At 47.0% G+C, this 15,465-nt stretch carries 14 protein-coding genes and 1 pseudogene; 8 read left to right on the plus strand and 7 right to left on the minus strand.

Annotated elements, in window-relative coordinates; genetic code table 11:
* Positions 1 to 165 precede the first annotated feature (165 nt).
* Entirely contained in the window at positions 166 to 1,209 is a 1,044-nt protein-coding gene (dusA, locus tag AC6IB1_RS15385) for a tRNA dihydrouridine(20/20a) synthase DusA (protein ID WP_497567376.1), read from the minus strand.
* A 95-nt stretch (positions 1,210 to 1,304) separates the two neighbouring features.
* On the opposite strand from dusA, the gene AC6IB1_RS15390 reads away from it, so the two are divergent.
* The 4 genes and pseudogenes from AC6IB1_RS15390 (at position 1,305) to AC6IB1_RS15405 (ending at position 5,304) form a co-directional block, all read left to right on the plus strand.
* On the plus strand, positions 1,305 to 2,402 hold the full coding sequence (locus tag AC6IB1_RS15390) for a tyrosine-type recombinase/integrase (RefSeq protein WP_497567377.1): 1,098 nt from the start codon (positions 1,305 to 1,307) through the stop codon (positions 2,400 to 2,402).
* Between the two features lie 20 nt (positions 2,403 to 2,422).
* A pseudogene (locus tag AC6IB1_RS15395) lies at positions 2,423 to 2,902 on the plus strand (IS5 family transposase); the annotation flags it as partial.
* A gap of 317 nt (positions 2,903 to 3,219) precedes the next feature.
* Positions 3,220 to 4,377 (plus strand): surface lipoprotein assembly modifier, encoded by a 1,158-nt coding sequence (locus tag AC6IB1_RS15400; protein WP_497567378.1) that lies wholly within the window; start codon positions 3,220 to 3,222, stop codon positions 4,375 to 4,377.
* Positions 4,378 to 4,389: 12 nt separating this feature from the next.
* Entirely contained in the window at positions 4,390 to 5,304 is a 915-nt protein-coding gene (locus AC6IB1_RS15405) for a HupA family protein (protein WP_497567379.1), read from the plus strand.
* A 922-nt stretch (positions 5,305 to 6,226) separates the two neighbouring features.
* On the opposite strand, the gene AC6IB1_RS15415 is transcribed toward AC6IB1_RS15405, so the two are convergent.
* Together AC6IB1_RS15415 and AC6IB1_RS15420 are read right to left on the minus strand one after the other, a co-directional pair.
* A complete protein-coding gene (locus tag AC6IB1_RS15415) occupies positions 6,227 to 7,354 on the minus strand; it encodes an ISAs1 family transposase (RefSeq protein ID WP_497566782.1) in 1,128 nt (375 codons plus the stop codon).
* A gap of 153 nt (positions 7,355 to 7,507) precedes the next feature.
* Positions 7,508 to 7,753, minus strand: a complete 246-nt coding sequence (locus AC6IB1_RS15420; protein ID WP_497567380.1) for a type II toxin-antitoxin system CcdA family antitoxin — start codon at positions 7,751 to 7,753, stop codon at positions 7,508 to 7,510.
* A gap of 283 nt (positions 7,754 to 8,036) precedes the next feature.
* On the opposite strand from AC6IB1_RS15420, the gene zur reads away from it, so the two are divergent.
* Positions 8,037 to 8,495, plus strand: coding sequence for a zinc uptake transcriptional repressor Zur (gene zur, locus AC6IB1_RS15425; protein ID WP_497567381.1), 459 nt, complete (start codon positions 8,037 to 8,039; stop codon positions 8,493 to 8,495).
* Positions 8,496 to 8,512: 17 nt separating this feature from the next.
* Positions 8,513 to 8,974, plus strand: a complete 462-nt coding sequence (locus AC6IB1_RS15430) for a chemotaxis protein CheX (RefSeq protein WP_497567382.1) — start codon at positions 8,513 to 8,515, stop codon at positions 8,972 to 8,974.
* Positions 8,975 to 9,037: 63 nt separating this feature from the next.
* Here AC6IB1_RS15430 and pgi read toward each other — a convergent pair whose 3' ends face one another.
* Positions 9,038 to 10,690, minus strand: coding sequence for a glucose-6-phosphate isomerase (gene pgi / locus AC6IB1_RS15435; RefSeq protein WP_497567383.1), 1,653 nt, complete (start codon positions 10,688 to 10,690; stop codon positions 9,038 to 9,040).
* Between the two features lie 352 nt (positions 10,691 to 11,042).
* Here pgi and AC6IB1_RS15440 point away from each other — a divergent pair, with 352 nt between their 5' ends.
* Positions 11,043 to 11,462, plus strand: coding sequence for a secondary thiamine-phosphate synthase enzyme YjbQ (locus AC6IB1_RS15440; RefSeq protein ID WP_497567384.1), 420 nt, complete (start codon positions 11,043 to 11,045; stop codon positions 11,460 to 11,462).
* A gap of 41 nt (positions 11,463 to 11,503) precedes the next feature.
* Here the strand turns inward: AC6IB1_RS15440 and alr are convergent, their stop codons facing one another.
* Entirely contained in the window at positions 11,504 to 12,580 is a 1,077-nt protein-coding gene (alr, locus tag AC6IB1_RS15445) for an alanine racemase (RefSeq protein WP_497567385.1), read from the minus strand.
* 12 nt (positions 12,581 to 12,592) lie between these two features.
* Positions 12,593 to 14,002 carry a replicative DNA helicase gene (locus tag AC6IB1_RS15450; RefSeq protein ID WP_497567386.1) on the minus strand — a complete coding sequence of 470 codons (1,410 nt, stop codon included), beginning with the start codon at positions 14,000 to 14,002 and terminating at the stop codon, positions 12,593 to 12,595.
* A 166-nt stretch (positions 14,003 to 14,168) separates the two neighbouring features.
* Between AC6IB1_RS15450 and AC6IB1_RS15455 the strand changes: the two genes are divergently transcribed.
* Entirely contained in the window at positions 14,169 to 14,912 is a 744-nt protein-coding gene (locus AC6IB1_RS15455) for a DUF481 domain-containing protein (protein WP_497567387.1), read from the plus strand.
* Between the two features lie 79 nt (positions 14,913 to 14,991).
* Here the strand turns inward: AC6IB1_RS15455 and rplI are convergent, their stop codons facing one another.
* Positions 14,992 to 15,441 carry a 50S ribosomal protein L9 gene (gene rplI / locus AC6IB1_RS15460; RefSeq protein WP_497567388.1) on the minus strand — a complete coding sequence of 150 codons (450 nt, stop codon included), beginning with the start codon at positions 15,439 to 15,441 and terminating at the stop codon, positions 14,992 to 14,994.
* Positions 15,442 to 15,465 lie beyond the last annotated feature (24 nt).

Here is a 15,465-nt window from a genome sequence, read left to right on the forward strand (position 1 = left end):
TTGTTTTATGTATCGATCTATTGCATGAACATTGCACGAAACAGGCCAACTTCATCATTTCTTTTAAAACAATAAGATAAAGAAAAAGCGCCTCAATATTGCCGCGGCGCCTTTTCAATACTTGGTAAATTTTACCGATTATTGCGGAAAACTTAGCCAGATGAATCACACATCCAAGTGAGTGGGGATTTTCGCCAGTGCCGCTTCTAACACCTCTATACCTGCCCCCGGCTTATGGGCGTTTTCACTGATGTATCGACGCCATTGGCGCGCACCGGGCATGTTTTGGAACAAACCCAGCATATGACGGCTGATGTGGTTGAGGTACGTGCCTTTGCTCAGCTCCGCCTCAATATATGGGAACATAGCTTTGACGGCGTCGCTGCGCTTGATCACCGGCGCATCGCAGCCAAACAGACGGCGATCTACATCTGCTAACAGATAAGGGCTTTGGTAAGCCTCACGGCCAATCATCACGCCATCCATAAATTTTAGGTGCGCTTCGGCTTCTTCCAGCGATTTGATGCCACCATTGATAGCCATAGTCAGGTGCGGGAAATCTTTTTTCAGCTGGTATACCCGCGGGTAATCCAGTGGCGGGATTTCGCGGTTTTCTTTCGGACTCAGGCCCGACAGCCAGGCTTTGCGTGCATGGATAGTGAAGTTGTCACAGCCCCCCTTTTCGCTCACAGTGCGCACAAAGTCGACCAGAAATTCGTAACTGTCCTGTTCGTCGATACCAATGCGAGTTTTCACCGTCACAGGAATATCGACCACCTCTTTCATCGCGGCAACGCACTGCGCCACCAGCTCCGCCTCGCCCATCAAGCACGCGCCAAACCGGCCATTTTGTACACGGTCAGACGGGCAGCCGACATTGAGGTTGATTTCATCATAACCACGTTCGGCCGCCAGCTTGGCACAGGTTGCCAAATCTGCCGGGTTTGAGCCACCAAGTTGCAACGCGACAGGGTGTTCTTCCTCGTTAAACGCCAGAAAATCCCCTTTCCCGTGAATAATCGCCCCTGTTGTCACCATCTCGGTATAGAGCAAAGCATTCTTAGACAGGATACGGTGGAAATAGCGGCAATGGCGATCGGTCCAATCGAGCATGGGGGCCACGCTGAAGCTATGACTTAATGACACATCAATATTACTAGATAACCCACTGTCTTGCAAAGATTTATCTGCATTCTGTTTCTGGCTCATTCTTAACTAATCTCAACTATTTTTTACTATTGCGTGCCCCATATATGCCCCTTAATATGTGGGGCACGTAATTTAAATTTCCTGATTTTAAAGTAATGGCCAGCTTTACGATAGAAAAACGCAAAACCAGTAAAGGCATCATTCGCTTCCGCTGCACAGTTCGGGTCAAAAAAGGAAATGACGTAGTATACCGTGAATCCCGTACTTTCGGAAAACGATCCGACGCAAAAGAATGGGGCACGCTATTGGTTTCCAAGCTGGATACTCATGGTTTACCGGGAAGGACTGAAAAACCGACCATCAGGGAATTGATACTGCTTTATCTGAATGACTCACTGACCGCAGAGAAAATTGGCCGTTCAAAGCAATACGGACTGAATATGCTGGTTGATACTGATCTTGCCAAAATCCGGGTAGATAAACTCACCGTCTCCGATTTAGTCGCCTATTGTAAAGATCGCAAATCTTCCGGCGTGAAGCCACAAACCATTGGCGGTGATATTTCCTATCTCCGCAGTGTTTTCAAATCCGCCCGGCCTATCTTCAGTATTGATGTGGATGACTCGGTGATTCGTGACGCTTACTACACGCTTTATCAGTTGAACCTGATTGCCAAATCAGAACGCCGCAGCCGTCGGCCAGTTGGTGATGAGCTGGATCGCATCAGAGCCGAACTATTGAACAGGCAGGAGCACCGTGCGGCCCATATTCCGTATCTTGATATTCTGGAGTTCTCGATTTTAAGCTGTATGCGTATCGGTGAAGTGTGCAAAATTCTGTGGGAAGATGTCGACGAAAAAAGCAAGGCTGTGAAGGTTCGGGACAGAAAAGATCCACGTAAAAAAGAAGGCAATCATATGTGGGTACCACTGCTTGGTGATGCCTGGGACATTCTACAACGCCAGCCAAAAACATCAACATGCATATTCCCTTACAATAGCAAAAGCGTTTCTGCCGGTTTCCAACGTGTCCGGAGTAAACTCGGCATCCATGATCTGAAATACCATGACCTGCGCCGTGAAGGTGCCAGCCGCCTATTTGAACAAGGCTTTTCGATTGAAGAAGTCGCCCAGGTTACTGGCCATCGTAACCTCAATACATTATGGCTAATTTATACAGAGCTTTATCCGAATCGGGTGCATGAGAAGTTTAATTTGCTTCAACGGCAAAGGGGGATTGTTGGGAAAGGCTGAGAAATCTATCTAATTTCGGTCGGATAGTGCACCTTGCGATTGATGCAAGTACACACGAAGTTATTTCTGCTGTCGTCAGCTTAGAATCAGTGGGCGACAATGAAGCGATGCCAACGTTGCTCAATCCGTTACGCCGCAAAATCACACAAGTCAGTGCAGACGTTGCCTATGATACAAAAGCCTGTCATCAAGTGCTGAGGAAAAAAGGCATAAAGCCGACCATTCCACCGCGCAGTAATGCAGGCTTTTGGGAGGACGGACATCCTCGGAATGAAGCCGTGATTGCTTTGAAATCAGGTCACTTAGAAGAATGGAAGCGAGAAGCAGGATATCATCAACGCTCCCTTTCAGAAACTGGGATGTATCGATATAAAAAGTTACTCAGCCCACAACTGGCATTGCGTGATTACGATGCACAAGTCGGCGAAGCATTGACGAACGTTAAAGCGATGAACAAAGTCACAAGACTAGGTATGCCTGCGAGTTACCGAATTGAGTAGCAGTTGTAATCTTAATTGGATCAGTGCGTTAGGGGCTGATTTGATTAACAAAGCCTATAAAAAGCCTAAAGGTGGATGTTTGACGAACGGGAGAATCCATATCGCTCCATTAGATAGCTCTGTATTCTGGATCACCTCATTAATTTGAAGCTATACCGTGATCATTGAAAACCAAGCATCTTCAATGATCACGGGTATAGATTTTTAATAATTGATTTGATATAAAAACGTTTATTTTTACTGTTCTATTAGAATTGTTATCATTAATAATAATGAAGAGAGCGGTAAGCATACTATGAGGTGTAATATAAAGAAAAATGAAAAAAAGGTTAATATCTGCATTGATGTTTTTCTTTTATTTTCCATCTTACGCTTGCTTTGCTAATATTAACTCGCTTGAGAAATATGATGATTATGAATTGATTGTTCTTGCCCAGGATAAAATGCAAGATAATCAATGGAAAGAAGCTATCAAAATTCTAAGATATAGTGTAGCTAAGTACCCTAAGAATAATGTATTACGGCTACAGCTTGCCATTTCTTTATTTAAAGACAATGAATTTAATGACTCATTAAAACAATTACTTAGAGTTAGGGCAGCTGAGAAGAATAAATATATATTATCAAAAATTGATGGTTATATTGATGCAATAAGAGGAGCCAAAAAAACATCATACAACATACACTTGTCTTATGAAACCGATGATAATGTAAATGGGGTGCCAAGGAAAAATTTTGGTGGGTGGCGATTTCAGGCACCTAAAAAAGATAACTACATAAATTATTACCTTTCTACAACAAATACTCTTCCTATGTTTAATGGTTTTGGTATTCGTTTTGATAGTACTCTCTATGGAAAAAAATACAGAAAAGAGAGTGAGTTTAATAAAAACGTTTACGTACTTAAGGTTGGACCGATTTACAATACTACTAATTCAGTTATTTATGCTCAGCTTGGAGGAGAAAGACATGATGCAAAAGTAAATGAAAATAAATTTATATTATCTGCTTATGCATCAAATATTACTGGAAAGAATAAGAAATTGAGTTTTTTTGTTGAGGCGAAGTTTGGTGAAGAAAGGCATAAAGAACTATTGAGTAATTTAGGATATCTCCATTTTTTTTCCCCGTGGAATTATGTATATTCATCCATCGGTTTTAGATTAGAGGACGTCGGTAGATTTACAATAAATAAAGATTTTTTAAATTTTCATTGGGGATATGACTGGGATAACGGCATATCAACTGTTATTGGGGGAGCGGTATCTTATCAATATGGAAATTATAGGGATATATTTGGTGTTGAACCTAGGGCTGTTGAGATTGAGCCTGATATTACGCTTTGGTATCGAAACCTTTCTTTTTGGGGATTGGCACCAAGATTAAAAATATCATTTTTAGATAGTAATAGTGATCATCCATTATATGATTTTCATAAACTGACATATTCTGTTTTTTTATCTAAAGCAATATAGAGGCTATGTAATATGAACTTTAAATTATCTATCCTTGTACTGAGCGTAATATTGTGGGGGTGTAGTTCAGGGGGGAAGGGGGCATCACCTGGGCAACCAGCGCTTGAGCAGCCAGCGCCTGAGCAACCAGCGCCTGAGCAACCAGCGCCTGAGCAACCAGCGCCTGAGCAACCAGCGCCTGAGCAACCAGCGCCTGAGCAGCCAGCGCCTGAGCAACCAGCGCCTGAGCAGCCAGCGCCTGAGCAACCAGCGCCTGAGCAGCCGGATGTTTATACTGGAAGAATAATTACTCGTGATTCATATGTAAATGGAAATAAATTAATAAGTGATGGATTTAATGGTGATAGTGGAATTTATACTATTTCGGTAGACACAGGCACTCCAGTCATTACACCAAATACTAGTGAAAATGAACATATAACGGGGCATCAATTACAGTCATTGTCATCAGATGATAAGCTGCTAGGATACTATGGTTATGTGCTAAGTTATGCTGACAGAGAAATTCTTGGACAAAATGAAAAGTATCATCGTTCAGACTATATTTTGGCGATGAATGAAAGTGAAATAAATAAGCCAACTGCAAGTGCGCAATACCATGGAGATGTTTTTTATGATCGTGATGGAGCTGTTGGACAAAAAGCTAATATTGACTTGTTCTATGATAGTAATAAATCCATGTTGACAGGTACAATTACTGGTGATAGCCAGCGTGACTTTAATTTTCTCATAAATAATGATCAAAAATCAAATAATGTTTTTGAGGATGGAACGTTTATTGCTCCACTTACCGAACCATCACAAGGCTCAATGCAAGGGGTCTTGAATGGGGCCTTTTATGGTAAAAATGGTGAGGTTGCAGCAGGGACGATAATGTCTTCTGATAATGAATCCTGGGGCGGGGTTTTTGGTGCAAAGGTACAATGATCGTAATATGAAATTTACCAGTGTGATACATAAATGACATATTGCAATGTAAATTTTATATTTGAATTTATTTATTTTTTCTCGGTAATTAATAGAGGGTGATGTATAACTTTGAAATGAACTGAGAGATAAAATTTTAGGAGCATGAAAAGTATACTCCCCCGCTTTTATATGGTTCATCGCGGATTAGCGTGAACTGGAAATGAAAACGGCTGTGAATTTATTGTTTAGTCGCCAAACAACAACACTAACTTAGCACAGCCGTTATCAATGTCGCAGCTTACCTTTCCTTTTGAGCTGTGGGAAAGCTTTGAAGCCATTCACACAGAGCAAAACAATCAAACCCTCACGTTCCATTTAAAACCTACTAGCAATGGTGTTTTCTACACACCTCTCAGTTAGCATTAGGAAATCTATAGGAAACTCTTGAAGTGAGATTGATGAGGTTTTCTTTCTTAAAAGCGGAAAGGGGCAGAAGCTTGTCAGCAGTTGTCCGTTTCAATAGCCGGACTTGAACTCACAGGTTCCAAGAATATACTACAGATGTTTGCTATGAAAAACGCGGCTTCAGCTCCACTCGTAGACAGATGAATTTAAACTGCCCAGTTCTCTTCCGCTCATAGAGTATTGACCGCAGGTAGCGTGTGATAGAGCCATTCCCGTGGCTCTTATCGTTTTCGCTTGTTGTTACTCTGTATATTGAGGACGAGATACACATCACTCCCCCTTCCAATCCGGAAAAACCTTCTGCGCCGCCTCTCTGCGTTTAGCATCAACATCAATTCCATTCAGGCGATTCAACGTTCTTTCCTCTGTATTCAGACGACCACCATCGATATTGAAATCACTGCCAAATCCGGTGAGTGATTCCAGATTGACAGAACTTGGATCGGGGAACTTGCCAGGGCGTCCGCATGAATGGTTAGGATTTAGCCATTGACGTCAATCCGGCCATAAGGACCTGCTCCAAGAAGGCGGGTTTCATCATGCAACGTTTCTGTTTCATCGGTACGCTAATCTTGGTGGGTTCTGCCCTGAGCATGTTAAGTGCCATGTGCCTTAACCCTGCCAAGTTTTCAGCGGCGTTTGCTCGGTAAATCTGGCAAGCATCTTCCCGCATACTGACATCTAAAATCCAATGCATGGACTCAATGCCCCAGTGAGCCCGGATTGCATCTCCTGCCTGCTCTGGGGTCAGCTCGGCTGAACTGATGTAGTAGCGATACTCCAACTCTGGCTCTTTGCCTTTTGCTGCCCGGTAGTTTTCGACCATCACAATACTGGTTAGCCCATTCCAGATGGAGAAGTCACCGTCCAACTCACATGCACTCAGGACATGACAAGTACGCGCTTCAATCCGGCCTTTCTGCTTCTCAATTTGACATGTGCCTCTGTCAATCGGAGCGCGTCGATGTGGACTGAAAGCGGCCTGTACCGCTGCCGCTAACTTGCCTTGATTGCCCTTAACCGCCAATAAATAATCGCCGCCTTTGCGCGTGATAGCCTTGGCTATCTTGGTCTGGCAGGCCATCGCATCAATCGTCACGATGGCGCCTCGCAAGTCGAGCATCTGGATCAATGCGGGTATCGCGGTGATTTCATTGCTCTTAGTATCGGTTTTAAGCTGGCCCAATACGAGTTGGTTGGCGCTGGCATAGGCACTCACCATATGGATGGTGCTTTGCCTGTCGTTTCTGTCATAAGAGCCGCGTAAGGTCTTGCCATCAATGGCGACCACTTCACCACAGGTTAGCTTGTGAACGGCTTTCATCCAGGCTAGAAAGCAATCGCGGAATTCAGCGGGATCAATATTTGAAATCAGACGAGCAAAGGTATCATCAACGGGCACCCCTTTTTCAAACAAGCCCTGTTTAAGGAACCACTCATGGTGACCAAGAACGTACTCGCGAATATCAGTCCAGCCTTGGCCTCCAGCGATAACGGCACAGATTGAACCAAATAGAATATCAAACAGTGGGTAGTCTACTTTTGCGCTTTGCCGCTCGTCACGGATGATGCTGAAATACGCTTTGATGGTATCTAAATTCATGGCTTCTCCTCAAAAGAGGAGCATAAGATCACAGTCGACTCGTCAGGTCAATTTTGACCTCGAATTGGACAAAAAATATTCATGATCTTGCCCTGTATGGGTATGCAGTTGCAGTGCGCTTATCGTTGTTTTTGTATAGTGAAAATTGTGACATTAGAATATTCGGTAAGAATCGGAAAATAGCCCGTGGTTTTCAGTTAGCTCGTTACAAGCATTAATGGCATCAGCATTTTGCTCTAACCATTCAGCTTTTAGGCGTTGACTCACTTCTTTTTCAAGTGCCTTTTCCATTGTTGCGGAAAGGTTTATGTTTAAGCGCTTAGCTTCAGCGAGTAACTCACTGTTTAAGCTTAAGTTTGTAGCCTTTTTGGGTGCTTGTGCATTATATGTATTTCTCATGAAATAATCCTGTGCGCATTATTGATGCGCATTTAGTATAGATTATGGAAAGGAATATAACCAACAGTTCAAGAGAGCCTTTGAGAGCTGGGAACAGTAAACATGGCAGATAAGTCAGGTATATCAAAACTCGCTATGTTACATGCAGTTGGTTGCCAAATATCAGCGACAATGGCGAAAAGGAGCTACAATTACTGAAAGGCAAACCACGGTCACGGCATCATGGATGCGTGAATCGGTGGCTGTGTTAGAATGAAGGCCTCAGCCTGATTTTTGAGGTCGTATGGCCAATCTTTCACAATTAATTGCCCGGGCCCAATCACTTTGTGAACAGCGCGGTGTCCGACTGACCGCACAGCGAAAGCGGGTATATGAGATTATTGTCCAGAGCAAACGGGCGATCAGTGCATATGATTTGCTGGATATATTGCGCGAGACCGAGCCGCAAGCGAAGCCGCCCACGGTTTATCGGGCGCTTGATTTTTTGCTTTCGCAAGGTTTTGTGCACAAAGTGGAATCAACTAACAGCTTTATTGCTTGCTGCTTACCGGGCCACGAACAACATTGTTCACAGCTATTGATCTGTGATTCTTGTGGCGCCGTTGAAGAGTGTCATGCCGATGCGTTGTCGGTAGCTCTTCAGGCCAAAGCCCATCAGGTCGGCTTTGCGGTGAATCATCACGTAGTTGAAACACATGGAATCTGTCACACCTGCCAGGTGGCGACACGAAAAATGCAGTAGGACGGTAAATAACAGTTATGCGCGCTGAATTTGTAAACCCTTTTTTGTCTTCATTAGTGAACGTGCTGACCACCATGGCGCAACTGGAAGTGACGCCCAAAAAACCTCAGCTGAAGAAATCAGAAGTGGCAAAAGGCGATGTGTCAGGCCTGATTGGTATGGTTGGCCCGAAAACCAAAGGCTCGTTTTCTGTCACCTTTGAAGAGCCACTGGCACTGGAGATCATGAGTCGGATGCTGGACGAACGCCCAACAACGATCGATGCGGATGTGACCGACATGGTTGGTGAGATCACCAACATGGTGACCGGCGGTGCCAAGCGCCTTCTAGCAGAAAAAGGCTTCGATTTTGATATGGCGACCCCGATCGTAGTTTCTGGCCGTGATCATACCATCGCCCACAAAAGCGAGGGGCAAATCATTATCATGCCTTTCGAATCAGAATTCGGCCGTGCCTACATCGAAATTTGCTTCGATTAAGCAAGTGTCCGTAAAAACGCCGCGATTGCGGCGTTTTTGCTCTTAGCAACGAGCAACCGGCGCTTAGGCGCGCCACTGTTTGAAAGTGTTGATCAGGCCATTGGTTGAGCTATCATGGCTGGTCACTTCATTTTGATCGGCCAGTTCAGGCAGGATTTGGTTTGCCAGTTGTTTACCCAGCTCTACACCCCACTGATCGAAACTGTAGATATTCCAAACGACGCCCTGAACGAAGATCTTGTGTTCGTACATCGCAATCAATGCGCCCAGAGTCCGCGGCGTGATTTGTTTCACCAGAATTGAGTTGGTCGGACGGTTACCCTCAAACACTTTAAACGGTACCAGCTCCGCCACCTCTTCTGCCGATTTACCGGCCGCAGCAAACTCCGCCTCGACCTGCTCGCGAGTCTTACCAAACGCCAACGCTTCGGTTTGGGCAAAGAAGTTTGCCATCAGTTTCGGATGGTGATCACTCAGCGGATTGTGGCTGATTGCCGGTGCAATGAAGTCGCAAGGGATCAGTTTGGTGCCCTGGTGGATAAGCTGATAGAACGCATGCTGGCCGTTAGTGCCCGGCTCACCCCAGATAATGGGGCCGGTCTGGTAGTCTACAGGCTTACCGTCACGATCAACATACTTGCCGTTAGACTCCATATTGCCTTGCTGGAAGTAAGCCGCAAAGCGGTGCAGATATTGGTCGTAAGGCAGGATCGCTTCTGATTCTGCACCATGGAAGTTGTTGTACCAGATGCCAATCAGTGCCAGTAGTACTGGCAGGTTTTCAGTAAATGGCGTGTTCTGGAAGTGCTTATCCATGTCGTGTGCGCCTGCCAGCAGCTCAACAAAGTTGTCATAACCGATGGCCAAACAGATAGACAGGCCAATGGCTGACCACAGTGAGTAGCGACCGCCCACCCAGTCCCAGAACTCAAACATATTGTCGGTATCGATGCCGAACTCTGACACCGCCTTCGCATTGGTAGACAGCGCCGCGAAGTGCTTCGCGATATGTTCTTCATTGCCTGCTGCCGCCAGGAACCAGTCACGCGCAGACAGTGCGTTAGTCATGGTTTCCTGGGTGGTGAACGTCTTGGAGGCAATCAGGAACAGAGTGGTTTCCGGATTCAGGCCTTTCAGGGTTTCTGCAATGTGGGTGCCATCCACGTTGGAGACGAAGTGCATGTTCAGACGGGTTTTGTACGCCGCCAGCGCTTCACTTACCATGTAAGGGCCGAGGTCCGAACCGCCAATACCGATGTTCACGATGTCGGTAATTTCTTTACCGGTGTAGCCTTTCCACTCACCGCTGATCACACGCTCTGAGAAGCTTTTCATCTTCTCCAGCACGGCATTCACCGCTGGCATCACGTCTTCGCCATCCACCATGATAGGGGTGTTGCTGCGGTTACGCAGGGCAACGTGCAGCACTGAACGCCCTTCGGTGTGGTTAATTTTGTCACCGCGGAACATCGCGTCAATCGCGCTCTTCACGTCGGTTTCGTCTGCCAGTGCAAACAGCTTGTCAAGCGTTTGTTCACTGATCAGGTTCTTGGAGTAATCCAGCAGGATGTCATTGCCGAATTGCACAGAGAACTTATCGAAACGATTTGGATCGTTGGCAAAAAGCGAGGTAAGGGTCAAATCCTGTGCATCTTCAAAGTGGGCCGTCAGCGCTTTCCACGCGGCGGTTTGCGTCGGATTGATGGACTTCAACATAATTCTTGTTCCTTTGTTGACTGAGCCTGTTTACGCGGGTACGCCTTCCCACGAGACAGAAGTAGGCTGCCGACGAATGGCAGCCTACAGAATGGCACTATGGTATACCCAAAAACCTTGAAGGTGTAGGCCATGGTATGTCAGTGTTCAACACATCACCGACATCCCATCCAAGTCCTGTATACTCTTCACTGCGAACAGTGGTTGCTGACAGAGAAAGGACTTGAATGACGTGACAGTTTGCCACGTAAAGATGGCGGCAATGTTGCGTCAGGTCAGTACCCCTCTTTTAACCGACAGAAATCACAGCAATACGCACTCTACTCAATAATGACAATGCAGGTTGTTTTAAATGTGGATACAAAAAACCATTAGCCTTCGCTCCCGTGCCCGGGGTTTTCATCTCATTACGGATGAAGTGGTTCAGCAATTACCTGAGATTCAACGCTTGGATGTGGGACTGATGAACCTGTTTATCCAACATACTTCGGCAAGCCTGACATTGAATGAAAACGCTGATCCGACCGTGCGCAGTGATATGGAAGCCCATTTCAACCAGTTTGTGCCGGAGTGCGCCCCGTATTACCGCCATACCTATGAAGGTGACGACGATATGCCTGCACATATCAAGGCATCATTGTTGGGTGCCAGTTTGACAATCCCTATCAGCAAGGGCCGGTTGGCGCTCGGCACCTGGCAAGGTATTTATCTCGGTGAACACCGCGATCATGGTGGATCACGTCGGGTCGTTGTGACCATTCAAGGGGAATAAAATCAGCAAAGCCGCAACCTGGGTTGCGGCTTTCAGTTTCATTATTGATAAACAATGTGGACACGGGGTGTGAGGTTAGTGACAAGCTCATAGCCAATGGTACCGACATGACGGGCAATTTCTTCAACCGGAAGCCCTTTCCCCCACATGATCACTTCATCACCAACGCGATCTGTTGAATCGGGCCCCAGGTCGACTGTGATCATGTCCATCGACACACGGCCTGCCAACGGTACCCGCCGGCCATTCACCAGTACAGGTGTGCCATCCGGCGCAACACGAGGATAGCCATCACCATAGCCGATTGCCACTACGCCCAGTTGGGTATCGCGCTCTGCTACCCAACGGCCACCATAACCCACGGCTTCGCCTTTTTTGACCTCCCGCACCGCAATCAGGCTGGACGTCATCGTCATCGCAGGTTTCAAGCCAAAGTCTTGACCGCAACGCTCCGCCACAGGGGAAATCCCATACAAGCTGATACCTGGGCGAACGAAATCAAAATGGCTATCCGGCCACATCAGACTACCGGAAGAGGCGGCTAGGGATTTATACCCCGGCTGACCAACGGTGAGTTCATTAAACAATGCAATTTGCTGCGGGGTCACTGGTTTGTCCAATTCATCGGCACAGCCAAAATGACTCATGAAATTCAGCGGCTTGGCAACATTAGGGCTGGCATTCAGGCGTTCTATAAACTCTGAGACATGTTCCGGGCGCACCCCCAACCGGTGCATACCGGTGTCAATTTTCAGCCACACATGTAATGGCTGCCTGAGAGTCGCTTTTTCCAGAGCTTCCAGTTGCTCAATACAATGCACTGCGGTTTGCAGGTTATGCGCTTCCAGAGCTGGCAAATCTGCCCGCGAGAAAAAACCTTCCAGCAATAGGATAGGATTCTCAATCCCACCTTTACGGAGGCTGACCGCTTCTTCCAGACGGGCAACGCCAAAGCCATCCGTCTGGGTAGAAAGCGCTTTTGCCACCGGCAGAAGCCCATGTCCATACCCATTGGCTTTGATCGCCGCCCAAGTCCGGCTGTTGGGCGCCATCGCGCGGATAATCTCAATATTGTGGTTTAAGGCAGCCATATGGATGACTGCAGTTGCCGCTTTCATAACACCTCGCGGTTATTCTTCATCAAATGCGGGGCCCGCGTAGTTGTCGAAGCGAGAATATTGTCCCTGGAAGGTCAGGCGTACACTGCCGATCGGGCCGTTACGCTGCTTACCAATGATGATTTCCGCGATTCCTTTCAACGGGCTTTCTGGGTTGTACACCTCATCACGATAAATAAACATGATAAGGTCAGCGTCCTGCTCGATGGCGCCTGATTCACGTAAGTCAGAGTTAACCGGACGTTTATCAGCGCGTTGCTCCAACGAACGGTTAAGCTGCGACAGTGCCACAACAGGCACATTCAATTCTTTTGCCAGCGCCTTGAGCGAGCGGCTAATTTCGGCGATCTCAAGAGTACGGTTATCCTGCAAGCCAGGCACACGCATCAGCTGGAGGTAGTCGACCATAATCATAGAAAGCCCACCGTGTTCACGTGCGACGCGCCGGGCACGGGAGCGAACTTCGGTTGGCGTCAGGCCTGAGCTGTCGTCGATGTACATGTTCTTCTTCTGCATCAGAATCCCCATGGTCGACGAAATGCGTGCCCAGTCTTCGTCATCCAGCTGACCCGTACGGATCTTAGTCTGGTCAACGCGGGAAAGCGACGCCAGCATACGCATCATCAATTGTTCAGCAGGCATCTCCAACGAGAAGATCAGTACGGGCTTTTCCTGATCCATGGCAGCGTTTTCACACAGGTTCATCGCAAACGTGGTTTTACCCATGGAAGGACGGGCAGCGACGATGATGAGGTCTGAGCCTTGCAGGCCAGCTGTCTTCTTGTTCAGGTCAGTAAAACCGGTCGACACACCGGTTACACCATCTTGTGGTGACTGAAACAGGAGCTCGATACGCTCAAGGGTTTTCGACAATACATTGTCGATGCTTTGTGGCCCTTCATTTTCAGAGGTCCGTGATTCGGCGATAGCAAAGACTTTACTTTCTGCCATGTCGAGCAAGTCTTCAGAGGTGCGGCCATCCGGTTCATACCCTGCATCAGCAATTTCGTTTGCCACGCTTATAAGGTTACGCACCATCGCACGCTCACGAACGATATCCGCATACGCGACAATATTCGCTGCACTGGGGGTGTTTTTCGCCAGCTCTGCCAGATACGCAAAGCCACCCACATCCTCAAGCTGGCTGTGCTTTTCAAGGTGCTCTGAAAGGGTAATCAGGTCGAGTGGCATGCCCGCATCCAACAGCTGCTTGGAGCTTTCAAAAATCAGGCGGTGGGGACGACTGTAAAAATCAGCAGCGACCACTTTTTCCGCTACGCTGTCCCAACGCTCGTTGTCGAGCATCAGGCCGCCCAATACAGACTGCTCAGCCTCCAGAGAATGCGGTGGCACTTTCAGGGCATCCACTTGACGATCTTTGGGTTTGCTGGAGTTGAATTGCTTGCTGCGTTGCTCTGCCATATTACCTATTACCTTGTCGATTCAACCGACATTATACCCAGAACATCTGGAGAATAACTATCGGTAGGGTCTTGTTAACCTTTTGTTTGATAATTTCACGTCTTGCTGACGAAAGGCGGGAAGATTCAGATAAAATGTTACCTCTGATGTGGCAATGGTAATCTCAATGGCGTCATCACTACTGAAACCGTCTCTTTTTTATCTGATGGCACTCCCCCTTTGTGCAAGCGCTGACACGTCTGATCCTTGGCAATCAGAAGTTGAGCTCGGCTTTCAGGCGCTTTCAGGCAACTCAGATTCAATGACCATCAATAGCCGATTGGGTATCAACTATACGGAAGGGCGTTATCGGCACTCGTCCGACGCCAAGTTCTTGCTGGTTGAAAAAGGCGGTGTAGAGGATAAGCGCAAGAGTGAGTTCGAAAGTCAGGCCAACTACAAATTTGACCCCACGCGCTATATATGGGGTAACGTCAGCTTTCTGGACGACAAATACGGTCCTTATTTCAAGGATTTGACGATGGCAGCCGGGTTGGGTTACCAAGCTATCTGGCAGGAAGACTTATCCTTGTTGCTCGAAATCGGCCCAGGTTACCGCTACCAGACACCTAACCTTGACAAAATAAAAAGTACGGATCTGATCCTGCCCTATGACGTAAAGGAAGCGATCCTTCGTGGTCAAGCCGAGTTGTCTTGGCAAATGACGAAGTCCGCATTGTTTGAAGGGCGTATTACCGCCATCAGTGGCCCAAGTAATACCAGTTTTGAAGCACGCGCATCGGTGTCCACCAGCTTGATAGATGACCTTGCGATCAAGCTTTCCACCACAAAAAAGTACATCAGTGAAGTACCGCCAGGCCTTAAGAACCTTGATTCAATTTTTACCGTGAATATGCTCTATAAGTTCTAGGTGCTGGGTGCTCTTAGGAATTCCACGCACAAAAAACCGGCCAAAAGGCCGGTTTCTTCAAAGCGACGGTGTGTCTGAATTACTCAGCAACAACGTTCAGCTTAACAGTCGCGAATACTTCAGAGTGCAGTTGCAGGCTGATTTCGTATTCACCAGTGTTACGCAGTGCACCTGCAGGCAGGCGAACTTCGCTCTTCGCTACTTCAACGCCCGCTGCAGTTACAGCGTCAGCGATGTCACGGGTACCGATAGAACCGAACAGTTTACCTTCGTCACCCGCTTTAGAAATGATTTCTACCACTTCCAGAGCAGCGACTTTCTCTGCACGTGCTTGTGCAGCAGCCAGTGCTTCAGCAACTTTCGCTTCCAGATCTGCACGACGCGCTTCGAAGTGCTCGATGTTAGCTTTCGTTGCCATTACTGCCTTACCTTGTGGGATAAGGAAGTTACGCGCGTAACCAGACTTAACTGTTACCTGATCACCCAGACCACCCAGGTTAGCGATTTTATCAAGCAGAATAACTTGCATTATCTATTCCTCTATTAACTTGGA

The organism is Grimontia sp. THUN1695 (genome assembly GCF_059704325.2).

Excerpts from the sequence above, each read along its gene's own strand:
- dusA (WP_497567376.1), bottom strand. The coding sequence starts at position 1,209 with ATGAGCCAGAAACAGAATGCAGATAAATCTTTGCAAGACAGTGGGTTA.
- AC6IB1_RS15390 (WP_497567377.1), top strand. The coding sequence starts at position 1,305 with ATGGCCAGCTTTACGATAGAAAAACGCAAAACCAGTAAAGGCATCATT.
- AC6IB1_RS15400 (WP_497567378.1), top strand. The coding sequence starts at position 3,220 with ATGAAAAAAAGGTTAATATCTGCATTGATGTTTTTCTTTTATTTTCCA.
- AC6IB1_RS15405 (WP_497567379.1), top strand. The coding sequence starts at position 4,390 with ATGAACTTTAAATTATCTATCCTTGTACTGAGCGTAATATTGTGGGGG.
- AC6IB1_RS15415 (WP_497566782.1), bottom strand. The coding sequence starts at position 7,354 with ATGAATTTAGATACCATCAAAGCGTATTTCAGCATCATCCGTGACGAG.
- AC6IB1_RS15420 (WP_497567380.1), bottom strand. The coding sequence starts at position 7,753 with ATGAGAAATACATATAATGCACAAGCACCCAAAAAGGCTACAAACTTA.
- zur (WP_497567381.1), top strand. The coding sequence starts at position 8,037 with ATGGCCAATCTTTCACAATTAATTGCCCGGGCCCAATCACTTTGTGAA.
- AC6IB1_RS15430 (WP_497567382.1), top strand. The coding sequence starts at position 8,513 with ATGCGCGCTGAATTTGTAAACCCTTTTTTGTCTTCATTAGTGAACGTG.
- pgi (WP_497567383.1), bottom strand. The coding sequence starts at position 10,690 with ATGTTGAAGTCCATCAATCCGACGCAAACCGCCGCGTGGAAAGCGCTG.
- AC6IB1_RS15440 (WP_497567384.1), top strand. The coding sequence starts at position 11,043 with ATGTGGATACAAAAAACCATTAGCCTTCGCTCCCGTGCCCGGGGTTTT.
- alr (WP_497567385.1), bottom strand. The coding sequence starts at position 12,580 with ATGAAAGCGGCAACTGCAGTCATCCATATGGCTGCCTTAAACCACAAT.
- AC6IB1_RS15450 (WP_497567386.1), bottom strand. The coding sequence starts at position 14,002 with ATGGCAGAGCAACGCAGCAAGCAATTCAACTCCAGCAAACCCAAAGAT.
- AC6IB1_RS15455 (WP_497567387.1), top strand. The coding sequence starts at position 14,169 with ATGGCGTCATCACTACTGAAACCGTCTCTTTTTTATCTGATGGCACTC.
- rplI (WP_497567388.1), bottom strand. The coding sequence starts at position 15,441 with ATGCAAGTTATTCTGCTTGATAAAATCGCTAACCTGGGTGGTCTGGGT.